Origin of the sequence: Bradyrhizobium yuanmingense, assembly GCF_025200905.1 — a bacterium.
In the GTDB taxonomy this organism is placed as follows: Bacteria; Pseudomonadota; Alphaproteobacteria; order Rhizobiales; family Xanthobacteraceae; genus Bradyrhizobium; species Bradyrhizobium yuanmingense.
The window spans coordinates 866,749-880,148 of record NZ_CP104173.1; the positions used below are offsets into that span (position 1 = coordinate 866,749).

Below are 13,400 nucleotides of genomic sequence, written 5' to 3' on the forward strand. Positions count from 1 at the left end.
GGCGATGCAGCAGACACAGTTGATCCGCTCCAGCACATTTCTCTGGGCTCTGGCCGTGGCGGCGTCCTTTGCGCTGTTCGTGGTCGCCTTGTTCGCCTTCATCTACTGGAAGCTCGACGCCTATCTGGTCGCGCGGTCCGATCGCATGATCACCACGCAGATCCACTTCGTCGCGAAATTGTCCCCGGCCCGCCGCGTCAGCGCCATCGCGGATCACCTCGCGCAGGATTCCAGGGGCGTTCAGTACGCGGGACTGTTCGATGCTGCCGGCAAAAGGCTGGCCGGGAATATCGACCGCGTGCCGCGCGAACTCGGGCTCGATGGGGCGGCGCAGGGCGTGCAACTCGATCTGCTGGAGAAGCCGACGGCGCATGGTCCCGTCGTCAGGGTGGTCGGCAGCCGTCTCGAGGACGGCGATGTCTTGGTGATGGGACGGAACGTCGACGAGACGCGCGAGATATCGAGCGTGGTGGGCCAGGCTCTGGCCCTGGGTCTGCTGCCGGCCTTCAGCCTCTGCCTGCTTGCGGGTGCCTGGCTGAGCTTGCGCGCCCAGCGACGCGTAGAGGAGGTCAACCAGCGGGTCCAGCGCATCGTGGCCGGCGAGCTGCGCGAGCGGCTTCCGGAAGGCGGGACGGACGACCCGTTTGCGCGGCTGGCCAGGATCGTCAACGGCATGCTCGACGAGATGGAGACGATGATCAATGCGCTCGCCGGCGTCGGCAACGACATCGCTCATGATCTCAGGACGCCGCTGACCCGCGTCCGTCTGGCGCTGGAGCGCGGCCGGACGCATGCGGCGACGCTGGAACAGCTGCAGGACGTTGCGGACAAGGCCATCGCCGGCATCGACCAGTCGCTCGCGATCGTCACGGCCTTGCTGCGCCTGACAGAGATCGAGAACAACCGCCGTATGGCCGGGTTTGGCGACGTCGCGCTCGACGAGATTCTGCGGGAGGTGTGCGACGTCTACGAGCCGATCGCCGAGGACAAGCATGTCGGGCTCGGCGTCGTCACCGAGTGCAATGTGCAGGTGTGGGGTGACCGCGACCTGCTGTTCGAGGCAGTCGCCAACCTCGTCGACAACGCCATCAAGTTCACGCCGTCAGGCGGGCGGGTGGACCTCGCCCTGCAGGCGGAGGACGAGACCGCGCTGGTGCGCGTTAGCGATACCGGGCCCGGCATCAGCGAGCAGGAGCGCGAAGCAGTGCTGCGGCGGTTTTACCGCTCCGACAAGATGCGCAATACGCCGGGCGTCGGGCTTGGACTGAGCCTGGTGGCGGCGATCGTCAAGCTGCACGGCTTCCGGCTGATCATTGGCCCGGCTCCCGGTGGGCGGATCGAGATCCTCGCCTGGACCGGGAGTGCGGGCAGGCCCATCGCGCGCCGGTCACGCGCATTGCTGCACGCAGAGGCCGGCCAGATGGGATGAGCCAAATGACGTGCGGTGCCTCCGAGATCAATCAGCCGGCCCGGACTATAGGAGTGACAAATGCAGACGAGCCATGAGGTGGTGTGCCGCGATCCTGTTGCCGTGCCGATCGCAGCGGTGTCGACGCCGTTCCTCACCGCCTATTCCGCCGCAATCCGGCGCTACGAGCTACTTGAATCAGGTCAGGAGCAGCAGCTGGCGCGTCGCTGGCAGGAAACGCGGGACCGGCGCGCCGCGGATGCGCTCGTCACCAGCCATCTTCGGCTCGCCGCCAAGTTGGCGAGGGGTTACAAGGGATACGGTCTGCCGCTGGTCGATCTGATCGCGGAAGCGAACCTCGGCCTCGTGATCGCGGCGTCGCGCTTCGAGCCCGGGCACGGCGCACGATTCTCCAGCTATGCGATCTGGTGGATCAAGGCCACCATTCACGACTACATCCTGCGATCGTGGTCCCTGGTCAAGATCGGGACGACGGCTGCGCAGAAGAAGCTGTTTTTCAAACTCCGCGGCGAGATCAGGAAAGCCACCAGCAGTGCGATGGCCGGGCTCACACCCGACGTCGCCGAATTGATCGCCGGGAAGCTCGAGGTGACGGCGCGCGAGGTGATCGAGATGGACGCGCGACTCCACCGCGACATGTCGCTGAACGCGCGCGTCGGTGACGAGGACGGTGGAACCGAGCTGGAGGCCCTGCTGGTCGATGGTGCGGTCGACGCCGAGACGATGCTTGCCGATCACGACCAGACGGAGCAGCGCAGCAGGGCTTTGCGCGCTGCACTGGACGGGCTCGCGCCGCGGGAGCGTCATATCTTCGAGGCGCGGCGCCTGAAGGAATGTCCTGTTACGCGCGATCAGCTCGCCCGAGAGCTGTCCATATCCAGCGAGCGGGTTCGGCAGATCGAGATCCGTACCTTCGCCAAAGTCAAACGGGCCGTCGTGAACGCCGCGCATGATGTGTCACACGCCGCCGCGTGCAGCGACTGAATTCGTTTTCATTTGAACGGAGGCGCGGCCGCCCTCACTTGTCCGACGATCCTGCGTAACCCTGTTTCAGGCAGACCAATCATGGGAATTGTTCGCTTCGCGCTACGGCTTCCGCATACTTTCTACGTGCTTGCGGCGTTGATCCTGTTCCTCGGCGGCATCGCAATTCGCTCGATGCCGACAGACATCTTTCCGGAGATCCGGATTCCCGTCGTCACTGTCATCTGGAGCTACACCGGCCTTTCCACGCCGGAGATGGAACAGCGCGTCAGCACCTACAGCCAGTATTCGATCAGCGCCAATGTCAGCGGTATCAAGAATATCGAGGCGCAGACCCTCAACGGCTTGTCGGTTCAGAAGATCTACTTTCAGCCGGACGTCAATCTCGATCTCGCGATCTCGCAGATCGTCTCGGCGACCAACGCCATCCGCGCTCTGATGCCTCCCGGCATCCAGCCGCCGATCATCGTGCAGTTCAATGCCTCAAGCGTGCCGGTGCTCCAGCTCAGCCTCGAATCGAACAACCTGAATGAGCAGCAGCTCTACGATTTCGGCATCTACCGGGTCCGCCAGCAACTGGCTCCCGTTCCAGGCGTGACCCTGCCCACGCCTACCGGCGGCAAATACCGCCAGATCATGGTTGACCTCGATCCGAACAAGCTGCTGGCGCGCGGATTGACACCGCTCGACATCGTCAACGCAGTGAACACGCAGAACCTGACGCTGCCGACCGGCACGACCAAGATCGGCGACACCCAGTACACCGTTCGTACCAACGCGACGCCGGCGACGATCCAGGATCTCAACATGATCCCGGTGAAGTTCGCGAACGGGGCGACGATCTTCCTGAAGGACGTCGCCCAGGTCCGCGACGGCGCCCAGGTTCAGCAGAACATTGTGCGCGAGGATGGCCACCGCGCCGTCCTGCTCAGCGTCATCAAGAACGGCAATGCCTCCACGCTGGCCGTCGTCAACGGCGTGAAAGCGGCCTTGACGTCGATCCGCGCGTCGGCGCCCGCGGGGCTGAAGGTGAACGAGCTGTTCGACCAGTCAATCTTCGTCACACACTCGGTCGATGGTGTGCTGCGCGAAGGCGCGATCGCGGCGGGCCTGACGGCATTGATGATTCTGGTGTTCCTGGGATCGTGGCGATCGACGCTCGTCGTCCTGATCTCGATCCCGCTGGCGATGCTGTCCTCGCTGATCGTCCTCTATTTCCTCGGCGAGACTCTCAACACCATGACGCTCGGCGGCCTTGCTCTTGCCGTCGGTATTCTCGTCGACGATTCGACGGTGACGATCGAGAACACGCACCGGCTCTGGACCGAGGAAGGCATGCCGCTGCCGGACGCGACTCTGCACGGAGCAGCCGAAATCGCCATTCCGACGCTGGTCTCGACGCTCGCGATCAGTTGCGTGTTCATCTCGGTCGTATTCCTCGAGGGTCCGGCCAAATATCTGTTCACGCCACTTGGCCTTGCCGTGGTGTTCGCGATGCTGGCGTCTTATGGCCTGTCGCGGACGCTGACGCCGATCACCATTGGCCTGCTCCTGAAGGGCGAGCAACGTCATGGCGAGGGCAATCGGCCGTCAAACATCCTCGCACGCGCCTCCGCGGCATTCGAGCGCGGTTTCGAACGCCTGCGAGACGGCTATTCCGATCTGCTGCAGAAACTGCTGCGGCACCGCGCAGTGATACCCGTCGTCGCCGTGCTGGTGCTGGCGCTCGGTGCCACGATGTTCGCCTATGTCGGCCAGGACTTCTATCCCCTGATCGACGGCGGCCAGATCCAGCTCCATGTTCGCGCCCCCGCGGGCGCGCGGATCGAGCGGACGGAAGCGATCTTCCAGGCAGTTGAGGACAAGATCCGCGAGGTCATTCCCGAGCACGACCGGGCGCTGATCGTCGATAATATCGGCCTGCCGGCGCGGCCCTATAACCTTGCTTTCACGGACGGTTCCACCATCGGGGTGAACGACGGCACCATTCTCGTGTCGTTGAAGGAAGGGCACCAGCCGACGGCGGATTACATCAGGAGGCTGCGGCAGGTGCTGCCGAGGGCATTCCCGGAGGACACGTTCTATTTCCAGGCGGCCGATATCGTCACGCAGATCCTGAACTTCGGTCTCCCGGCGCAGATCGATGTCCGCACGGTCGGTTACGGCAACAACAATCTCGCCGTCGCCAAGGAACTGCAAAAGAGTCTCGCCGCGATCCCCGGCGTGGTCGATGCCCATCTGCAGCAGGAGGTCGATGCTCCCGCATTCTACGCCGACATCGACCGCACCCGCGCCGCGCAACTCGGTCTCAATGCGAGCACGGTGGCAACCAACATCAATGTCAGCCTCTCATCGTCCGCGCAGGTCTCGCCGAACTTCTGGACGGATCCGACTTCCGGCATTCCCTATTACCTGGCTGTGCAGACGCCAGAGTACAGGACCAATTCGCTGAACGCGCTGGGCAATACGCCGGTTTCGGCCTCGCTTGCCGCAAGCGGGCAGACGGTGCCGGGCCTGCTCAGCAATGTTGCGACCTTCAAGCGGGGCACCGTTCCGACCAACTCGAACCAAGCCAATGTGCAGCCGGTTTACGATGTCTATGCGAGCGTGCAGGGCCGTGATCTCGGCAGCGTCGCGGCTGACATCGAGAAGGTGACGTCCACGCTGCAGAAGCAACTCCAGCCGGGCAACTCGATCCAGGTTCTCGGCCAGATCCAGAGCATGCACCAATCGTTCCGCGATCTCTCCCTTGGACTGCTGTTCGCGGCCATCCTCGTCTACCTGCTGATGGTCGTGAACTACCAGAATTTTGGCGATCCCTTTGTCGTCATCCTGGCACTGCCGGCGACATTCTGCGGCATCGTGACGATGCTGTTTATCACCGGGACGACGCTGAACGTGCCTTCGCTGATGGGAGCCATCATGGCGATCGGCGTAGCCTCCGCGAACTCCATCCTGCTCGTGACATTCGCACGCGACGAGCAATTGAAGGGGCATTCCGCATTCCAGGCGGCGCTGAGCGCAGGCCGGACGCGAATCCGGCCCGTGCTGATGACCGCGGCGGCGATGATCGTCGGCATGATCCCGATGGCGATCGGCGGGCCCGGCGAGGAGCAGAATGCAGCGCTCGCGCGGGCGGTCATCGGCGGTCTGCTGTTTGCAACACCGACCACCCTGCTGATCGTGCCTTATCTCTTCGCCATGCTGCGCAAAGGCAACGACGGCAAGCCTCATCATGGGGTATTCGAGGAGCAACCGGAATGAGTGACGTTCGCGCAAGGACCGATGACGACGGGGCGACACACCGCCCGGGGGCGGAGAGCCTCCGGATTGTGGAACTGCCGGGAAAGGGCCCTCGATCCGGACGCCGTTACGGCGGCGCGCTGCTCGGCGGAGGCGTGCTCCTGCTGCTTGCGTGCGGTCTCGGCATCGGCGGCTGGCGGCACTATGAGGCCATGCGTGGCGTTGCCGCTGTGGCAGAGCAGGCTCGAACCAACCTTCCCGAGGTTCGGGTCGCGACGGTGAAGCCCGGAGGCGACATCATGAAGGTGAGCCTGCCGGCGACGACGACCGCGTTCGAGGCGGCCAACATCTTCGCGCGGACCAGCGGCTACATCGAGAAGCGCTACGTCGATATCGGCGATCGGGTCAAGAAGGGCGAGCTGCTCGTGGAAATCACTGCGCCCGAGCTCGACCAGCAGATCGCGCAGGCGCAAGCGACGCTCGCGCAGGACCAGGCCGCGCTTCAGCAGGCGGAGGCAAGCCGGGAACTGGCCGACGTGACCAACTCGCGCGATAGCAATCTCGTCAAGCAGGGCTGGTTGACGGCACAACAGGGCGACAACGATCGTCTCACCCTGCGCGCGCAGCAAGGCGCGGTGGGTGTCGCCCAGTCGAACATCACGGCGCAGGAAGCGCAGATCCGAGTTCTCCAGCAGGAGAAGTCCTATCAGCGTGTGGTGGCGCCATTCGACGGCGTGGTCACGCAGCGTAACGTGGACAACGGCAGCCTGGTATCAGCCGGGTCCACCTTCATGTTCACGCTGATGCATTCCGACGTGATCCGAACCCAGGTGTTCGTGCCACAGGACGAAGCGTTCGGCGTTGGTCCGGGCGTCGATGCGGATATCCGCGTCCCCGAGATTCCGGGGCGGACGTTTGCGGGCAAGGTCACGCGGATCGCAACCGCGCTGCAGCCGGGAAGCCGGACGCTGCTAACCGAGATCGACGTGCCCAATCCGGATGGCCTGCTCAGTCCGGGCATATATTGCACGGTCGAACTATCGATCCCGCGCAGGACAGCATCGACGACGATCCCATCCGATGCGCTCGTCTTCGACCAGAACGGCCTCCATGTCGTGGTTGTGCGCAACAACACGGTCCATTTTCAGCAGGTCTCGATCACCCGGGATTTCGGCACCACGGTGGAAGTGCGCGACGGCGTGCAGCCCGGCGACCAGGTCGTGCTCAATCCCGCGGTCAATCTGGCGGAGGGAAGCAAGGTCACCGTTCGCAAGAGCGAGGCGAGCTAGGACGCGAAAGATGATGCGAATTGTACTCGCAGCGGCGACGGCGTTGCTGCTCGGAAGCTCTGCTAGTCAGGCACAGGTCGCAACGACCGGCACTACTGCAATGGATCTGCCGACGGTGCCGGGCGCGATCGTGGTCTCACCGCTCAACAGTCCCGGGCCGTTTTCCGCAACGACCGTGTCAGGTGCTCCGGATACGACGCTGGCGCCGGTTCCGCTCGCGTCGGATCCGACGACGCCGGGGACGGTGGTCGTCTGCGCTCCGCCGTCGTCATCGCCGACGCCGGTGCCGGCGACGCCGACCGTATCGCCGACAGGCCTTGCACCACCGGGCATCGCGGCGCCGTTGCTGCCGGTGATAAGGCAGAACAGCAGCGCCACCGGTACGATTTCCTCAGCTGCGCCCTCAGGAACAGGTACGACGGTCGGATGCAGCTCGACGCCGGGGGGAGAGGTGACGAGCGCTGCGTCCCTGCCATTGTCGATCGCGCAAGTGGCTACAAGCCCCGCACCTGGTACGATTCAGGCGGAAGCCAGTGGTGCCGGTGGGACGGGCATAGACCCGAACGCTGCGGTTGTGCCCAGCCCGAACAGCTCGGCTTGCATGGAAGGCGTCTCGATGAATCTCGCCTCGCCTGCGACTGTGCTGCCGGCGAACGCTTCAGGCGCAGCACCAACGCCCGGCGTGTCGCCGGTGCTGCCGCCCGGATGCTGAAGTCGGACGCTGATCGAACCCCTAGTGGCAGGTGCAAGACGCAGCAAGCATCGCACTGAAATTCATCAAGAAGGCTCGGCGCGATCCCGGCCCGTGTGTGGCCTATTGTTCGATGAGTGCTGTTTATGCATGGAGAAGGCTCCACCTGATTGCATTGACATTAGAAACCTGCGCTCGGGCGAGTATTTCCAGAACGCACGTCCTGCTCCCACGGCTGCACGACCGCGTTGCGCGCATCGCCTTGCCTTCGACCCTAGAGCGGCATTTGCTATCTCAGGACGGCCCGCGCGCGTGCGATCTCCCGGCTGCACGCGTCGATGTCGCCGCTGCGATCGGCGGCGCGGGCGCGGTCGAGCGAATCAAGCGCGTCCGTGAAGCCGATGCCGTTGTCGCCCTCGGCTTTTGCGAGTGAGCGGGGGATGCCCACTTCCTGGCCGGGTATACGGGTGCGGACCTCGATCTGAAGTCCGCGATGGACGAGCAGCGGCTGCTTCCGTTGCCCGGCACCAACGCCGTCCTGGAAAGATCAGGTGGCTCGTCGTGATTGATGTGACTGTCTAGGACCGCCTCGCATTGCTGGATATGCCGCCGGCCTACTGGAATAGCCGAGGGCAGCGCCGATGGTTCGGGCTGCCTCCATCACGTGAACCGAATATTCTTTTATCTGCTTGCGCTTGATGCGGCTGTCGGGCCCGGACATGCCAATCGCTCCCACGAGTTCGCCGGAACGACCGAGGATGGCACAAGCGCAGGCGGCGATGCCCTCGCGCCACTCGCCGTGCAGGACGGAGGAGTAGCCCTGCGCGCGTGCCAGCTCGATGTCCTCCCGCAGCTCCTCGATCGTCGTTCGCGTCGCTTCCGTGTAGCGCCTCAGATGCGGCCGGAACCGTTCCAGGTAGTCATCAGGCATATGTGCGAGCATCGCTTTGCCTGTCGCCATGGTGAAAGCGGGTGCGCGCATGCCCACGCTTGTATGGGCGCGGATATGGTGAGCGCTTTCGATCTTGTCGACATAGACCACGTCGGTGTCCTCGAGCACCGACAGGTGAATGGTTTCGCCGGTGATCTCGGCAAGCTTCGTCATTGCCGGTCGCGCGACGTTGATGAGATCCATCCGATGGATGACATGGCTGCCGAGCGCCCAGATCTTGGTCGTGAGCTCGTAGGTGCTGTGCGGGGGGATCTGGCGCACATAGCCTTGAGACTGCAAAGTCATCAGCAGCCGATGCACGTTGCTCTTGGTGAGCTTCAGCTCGCTCGCGAGGTCAGTGACGCCGCGGGGCTGCTCGCTCAGAGCAAGTGCTTCCAGGAGACGCAGTCCCTTGGTAAAAGCCTTATCCATCCACCAGCCAAAATAGAATGATATTTCACTCGATCTAGCATGGCCGCGCGAACGGCAATAGCCCGGGTGTGGAATTAACCCCGATCCTTTCGGATCGGGGCTGATCAGCCTGCTTACTGGGCCAGCAAGGCGTTGAGCTTCTCCTGCCCGTACTCTTCATTGGTGGAATTTCCAGCCGGAGAAGTCGCGCCCCAATAATCCGGGCTCCATTCGATCGCTTTCGAGACGTTGTCCGGGTTGTTGGCCCAGTAGCGCGCGAGCTTCTTGTCGGTTGCGGCCTCGAACACGACCTGGGAGGGAAGGGCGACCGGGAAGGTCGAGGTGAGCTGCGCCGCGCGCTTGGGCTCGAGCCGCCAGGACAGCAGTTTCAGCGCGTTGTCGTAGTTCGGCGCTCCCTTGGGAATCGAGAAGAAGTCGTAGTAGATGAAGCCCTGATTGAAAGTCAGCTCGATCGGGGCGCCCTCCAGCGCGAGCTTGCTCATCGAACCGGTGTAGGCCATGCACATGTCGGCCTCGCCGTCGAGCAGGAGCTGCGGCGGCTGTGCGGATGTCGTCCACCATTTGGCAATGTGTGGCTTGATCTCCTTGACCTTCTTCAGCGCCCGCTCCATGTCGATCGGGTAGAGCTTGCTCTTCTCTACGCCGTCGGCCATCAGCGCCGCCTCGAAGACGAAACGCGGCCAGGCGGGCATGCAGCGCCGACCAGGGAATTTCTTCACGTCCCAGAAGTCGGCCCAGCTGGTCGGCACGTTCTCGCCCTTGTACTTGTCCTTGTTGTAGACGAGGCCGACGCCGATCACCTGCAGCGCCACGCCCTTCTTGCGCTTAAGATTGTCCGGCATGGCCGCCAGCGTCTGCTTGGCCGCGTCGGACAGCTTGGAATAGTCGATGTCGGCGAGACAACAGTCGCCGAGCAGCTTGGTCTCCTGGTCGAAGATGAACGTCAGGTCCCATTGAGCTTTGCCGGCTTCGGCCTGAGCCTTGATGCGTGGGCCGCTACGCGCCTCCTGGACGGTGACCACCTTGATGCCGGTCGCCTTCTCGAACGGATCGTACATGACCTTGCGCAATGCATCGCCATATCCGCCGCCCGGGTCCTGCATGATCACGACGTTGCTCTGAGCCTGAGCCAGGCCCGTCCCCATCGCGATGCACAGGGCCGAGGCCAATACGGAAACCGACAGTCGCCAGCGTTTCATTCCCAGCATTTTCTCTTTCCTCCAGTTGAAATTGATCTGTGTCACGTTGCCTTCCGCGACGTGGCGAGAACGGGCCGTGCAAAGACGAGCCCTGCGACCACCAGCAGCACCTCCAGCGTCGAGACCACGGCCAGCACCGGATTGAGCCGGTAATTGATGTCGCCCCACAGCATGAGCGGGAGCGTCTTCAGCTCCGCGCTCGACAGGAACAGCGTCAGCACCAGCTCGTCGAACGAGTGCAGGAAGGCGAAGAATGTCGCGGCAGCGAGGCCCGGCATGATGGCCGGCAGCGTCACCAGGCGGAACACGGTCAGGGACGATGCGCCATGGACGGAAGCTGCCTGTTCGAGCCTGGTATCGACGCCTTGAAGCGATGCGGACAGGATCACCACGACGAGCGGAAGGCCGCCGATCGCATGCGCCGCGGCAAGGCCGAAGACGGAGCCGACCAGGTCGAAACGCAGGAACAGGCTGTAGAGCGACAGGCCGAGCACGACCGGAGGCACGATGATCGGACTTACGAGCAGCAGCATGATGGTGGACTTGCCGCGAATGCTGCTCCTGACGATGCCGAGGGCGGCCGACGCGCCCAGCACGATCGCGATTCCGGCCGACATCGCCGCGACGACCAAGGATGTCCAGAACGCCCGCATCCAGTTCGAATCGGAGAAGAACTGCTCATACCAGCGAAATGAGAAGCCCGGCGGCGGGAAGGTCAGATAGCTTGCGCTGCTGAAGGAAATGATCATCACCACGATGATCGGCAGGATGAGAACGGTAATGACCAGTCCGCCCAGAAGGCGAACTGTCCAGGTCCCGAAGCTCGCCGGCAGCCGCCCGAAAAGTCTCAGAAGCGGCCAGCCTATCAAGTCGGCAGCTGAGGCGCCGAAACTACGGCGGCCGTCATCGGCGGCGTAGCGGTTAGTCGTCGTCGGTGCGGCCTCGGTCAGCTTGCGGCCGCCCCAAATGAACTCGAAGCCGAGGAAGCGTCCGGCCACCGCGACCACCGCCAGCGTGATCGTCAGCAGCACCACGCCCAAGGCCTGCAGGAATCCCTCCGATGTGACCGAGTCCGCCTGCTGCGTGATATGCATGGCAAACATCTGGTCGCCGGGTCCCCCGAGCAGCGTGGGCGTAATGAAGAACCCGATCGCTGCGACGAAGACCAGCAGGAAGCCGGCGCCCATCCCGGGTAGGGTCAGCGGCAGCAACACGCGCCAGAACGCCGCAATGGGCCCGGCGCCGCTGGCCAGCGCCGCGCGGGTCAGGCTTTGATCGAGGCGCGCCACGCTGGAATAGATCGTCAGCACCATCAGCGGCAGAAGCACCGCGGTCATGCCGAGAAGCACCGTGCCGCGATTGAAGAGGAGCTGCACCGGCTCGCTCAATATTCCGACCGAAACCAGCAGCTTGTTGACCGGCCCGTTGCGGCCGAGCAGGACCATCCAGGCGTAGGTCCGGATCAGGATGGCGATGAAATAGGGCAGCACGATCGCCGTCGCGATCAGGGCCTGGGTCATGCCGCGGCTGCGGTGAATGAGCAGCGCCGTCGGATATCCGAACAGCAGGCACAGTCCGGCGACGGTGACCGAGATCTGCATCGTGCGGACGAGCGAATCCCAATAGAGCGGTATGGCGAATACCCGCTCGAAATAGGTCGACCACGACGGCCCGCTCACGCTGATGCGGATGAGATCGATCAGCGGGAGCAGATAGATGAAGGCCAGAAACGCGAGCGCGGGCAGGAGCAGCAGCGCCGGATCCTTCAACCTCCTGACGAGATCGAGATCCGCAGGACGGCCTGCCTGGACGCCGATCGATGCCGCGGTCATGCAAGCACCCAGCAGTCCGCGGCGCCCCAGCTCACGTGCAGACGATCGCCGACGGCCGGCAGCGGCCGGTCGGCCATGTCGGTGCAGCGGATCAGGAGCGGATCTCCGCCCTCCATTTGCGCCTCGATCCGCAAGATCTCGCCGAGGAAGATCGCAGACGTGACGCTGACGGGCGTGGAATTCGCAGCCGGCTCGTTCGACACGGCGATGCGTTCCGGACGCACGAGCACAGTTGCGCGTCCGACGTCGATCGTGTCCCGGCTTTCGGCGCTGAACACGTATCCTGCACGGTTCTTCATCGTCAGTGTCGATCCGCGCTTCTGCAGGATCTCGGCCTCGATCAGATTGCTCTCGCCGACGAACGAGGCGACGAAGCGATCTGTCGGATGCCGGTAGATGTCCAGGGGGCGGCCGATCTGAACGATCTTGCCGGCGTTGAGTACCGCGATGCGATCGCTCATCGTCAGGGCTTCGCCCTGGTCATGGGCGACGAACAGGATCGTGCTGCCGATGGTCTGGTGAAGGTCGCGGATCTCGATCTGGATCTGCTCGCGCAACCGCCGGTCGAGGGCGCTGAGGGGCTCGTCCATCAGCACGACCTTGGGCTTCCTAACGATGGCGCGGGCAATCGCGACGCGCTGCTGCTGTCCACCCGACATTTGCGAGGGAGACTTCGTCGCATGCTCCGTCAGCCGCATGATCTCCAGCGTTTCGGCGACGCGGCGCTCCGCGGTCGCCCGGTCAACCCCCGCCATCCGAAGCGGAAACGCGACGTTCTGGCTGACCGTCATGTTCGGAAACAGCGCGTAGCTCTGGAACACCATGCCGAAGCCGCGCTTGTGCGTGGGTACGTTGTGGACCGGCTTGCCGTCGACGAGGATCTCGCCGCTGTCGAGGCTCTGGAATCCGGCGACAAGGTTGAGCAGCGTCGTCTTTCCGCTGCCGGATGGGCCAAGAAGCGTGATGAATTCGCCGGGCTCGATGTCGATGCTGATCCGGTCGACCGCATGAAAGTTGCCGTAAGCTTTCACCGCTTCACGGACGGCAATGCTCGATCCGAACGCGTCGCGGTCCCGGAGGCGGCCGGTCGGCAATGTCCGAACGTTCGCATCGCCAGAGCGCATCGCACGCTGAGCCGAAGGCTCGCCCATTCTATCCTCCCAGTATGTTCTATATTATAGAACGTCATTCCAATTATTGTTGGAGCAGCGCGTCGTCTTGTCAAGTCGCGCCGCCTGATCGCGGCGCAAAGGTGCGCTGCTGCGGCCGGCTGCGCGCGAAAGTCCTGGAAATGAAGGCTCCGCCGGCGAAGCCAGATTGACAGCATCGTCCAAATCCGCCTAACATAATTTGGAATTGCGTTCTACAAT

At 63.6% G+C, this 13,400-nt stretch carries 10 protein-coding genes; 5 read left to right on the top strand and 5 right to left on the bottom strand.

The window, feature by feature from the left end; genetic code table 11:
* Positions 1-4: 4 nt before the first annotated feature.
* The 4 genes from N2605_RS04185 to N2605_RS04200 all read left to right on the top strand — a co-directional run bounded on the left by N2605_RS04185 (position 5) and on the right by N2605_RS04200 (position 6,945).
* Entirely contained in the window at positions 5-1,429 is a 1,425-nt protein-coding gene (locus tag N2605_RS04185; protein ID WP_260345909.1) for a sensor histidine kinase, read from the top strand.
* Positions 1,430-1,489: 60 nt separating this feature from the next.
* Positions 1,490-2,413, top strand: a complete 924-nt coding sequence (gene rpoH / locus N2605_RS04190; RefSeq protein ID WP_036011601.1) for an RNA polymerase sigma factor RpoH — start codon at positions 1,490-1,492, stop codon at positions 2,411-2,413.
* An 81-nt stretch (positions 2,414-2,494) separates the two neighbouring features.
* Positions 2,495-5,677 carry an efflux RND transporter permease subunit gene (locus N2605_RS04195; RefSeq protein ID WP_260345910.1) on the top strand — a complete coding sequence of 1,061 codons (3,183 nt, stop codon included), beginning with the start codon at positions 2,495-2,497 and terminating at the stop codon, positions 5,675-5,677.
* Entirely contained in the window at positions 5,674-6,945 is a 1,272-nt protein-coding gene (locus tag N2605_RS04200) for an efflux RND transporter periplasmic adaptor subunit (protein ID WP_225134981.1), read from the top strand. The genes N2605_RS04195 and N2605_RS04200 overlap by 4 nt, the downstream gene beginning before the upstream one ends.
* A gap of 66 nt (positions 6,946-7,011) precedes the next feature.
* Here N2605_RS04200 and N2605_RS04205 read toward each other — a convergent pair whose 3' ends face one another.
* Positions 7,012-7,323: a hypothetical protein gene (locus N2605_RS04205; RefSeq protein WP_225114043.1), complete on the bottom strand. Its 312-nt coding sequence runs from the start codon at positions 7,321-7,323 to the stop codon at positions 7,012-7,014.
* 365 nt (positions 7,324-7,688) lie between these two features.
* Between N2605_RS04205 and N2605_RS04210 the strand changes: the two genes are divergently transcribed.
* A complete protein-coding gene (locus N2605_RS04210) occupies positions 7,689-8,069 on the top strand; it encodes a hypothetical protein (protein WP_225157891.1) in 381 nt (126 codons plus the stop codon).
* A gap of 114 nt (positions 8,070-8,183) precedes the next feature.
* Here N2605_RS04210 and N2605_RS04215 read toward each other — a convergent pair whose 3' ends face one another.
* From N2605_RS04215 to N2605_RS04230, 4 genes are all read right to left on the bottom strand, one after another.
* Entirely contained in the window at positions 8,184-8,999 is an 816-nt protein-coding gene (locus N2605_RS04215; protein ID WP_036026695.1) for an IclR family transcriptional regulator, read from the bottom strand.
* Positions 9,000-9,112: 113 nt separating this feature from the next.
* A complete protein-coding gene (locus tag N2605_RS04220; protein ID WP_057026117.1) occupies positions 9,113-10,207 on the bottom strand; it encodes an extracellular solute-binding protein in 1,095 nt (364 codons plus the stop codon).
* Positions 10,208-10,239: 32 nt separating this feature from the next.
* Positions 10,240-12,030, bottom strand: a complete 1,791-nt coding sequence (locus N2605_RS04225) for an ABC transporter permease subunit (protein ID WP_260345911.1) — start codon at positions 12,028-12,030, stop codon at positions 10,240-10,242.
* Positions 12,027-13,181 (bottom strand): ABC transporter ATP-binding protein, encoded by a 1,155-nt coding sequence (locus tag N2605_RS04230; RefSeq protein ID WP_260345912.1) that lies wholly within the window; start codon positions 13,179-13,181, stop codon positions 12,027-12,029. Before N2605_RS04230 ends, N2605_RS04225 begins: the two co-directional genes overlap by 4 nt.
* Positions 13,182-13,400: the final 219 nt, after the last annotated feature.

What these genes read in the sequence shown, in the direction of transcription:
- N2605_RS04185 (WP_260345909.1), top strand. Translation starts at nt 5, where the DNA reads ATGCAGCAGACACAGTTGATCCGCTCCAGCACATTTCTCTGGGCTCTG.
- rpoH (WP_036011601.1), top strand. Translation starts at nt 1,490, where the DNA reads ATGCAGACGAGCCATGAGGTGGTGTGCCGCGATCCTGTTGCCGTGCCG.
- N2605_RS04195 (WP_260345910.1), top strand. Translation starts at nt 2,495, where the DNA reads ATGGGAATTGTTCGCTTCGCGCTACGGCTTCCGCATACTTTCTACGTG.
- N2605_RS04200 (WP_225134981.1), top strand. Translation starts at nt 5,674, where the DNA reads ATGAGTGACGTTCGCGCAAGGACCGATGACGACGGGGCGACACACCGC.
- N2605_RS04215 (WP_036026695.1), bottom strand. Translation starts at nt 8,999, where the DNA reads ATGGATAAGGCTTTTACCAAGGGACTGCGTCTCCTGGAAGCACTTGCT.
- N2605_RS04220 (WP_057026117.1), bottom strand. Translation starts at nt 10,207, where the DNA reads ATGCTGGGAATGAAACGCTGGCGACTGTCGGTTTCCGTATTGGCCTCG.
- N2605_RS04225 (WP_260345911.1), bottom strand. Translation starts at nt 12,030, where the DNA reads ATGACCGCGGCATCGATCGGCGTCCAGGCAGGCCGTCCTGCGGATCTC.
- N2605_RS04230 (WP_260345912.1), bottom strand. Translation starts at nt 13,181, where the DNA reads ATGGGCGAGCCTTCGGCTCAGCGTGCGATGCGCTCTGGCGATGCGAAC.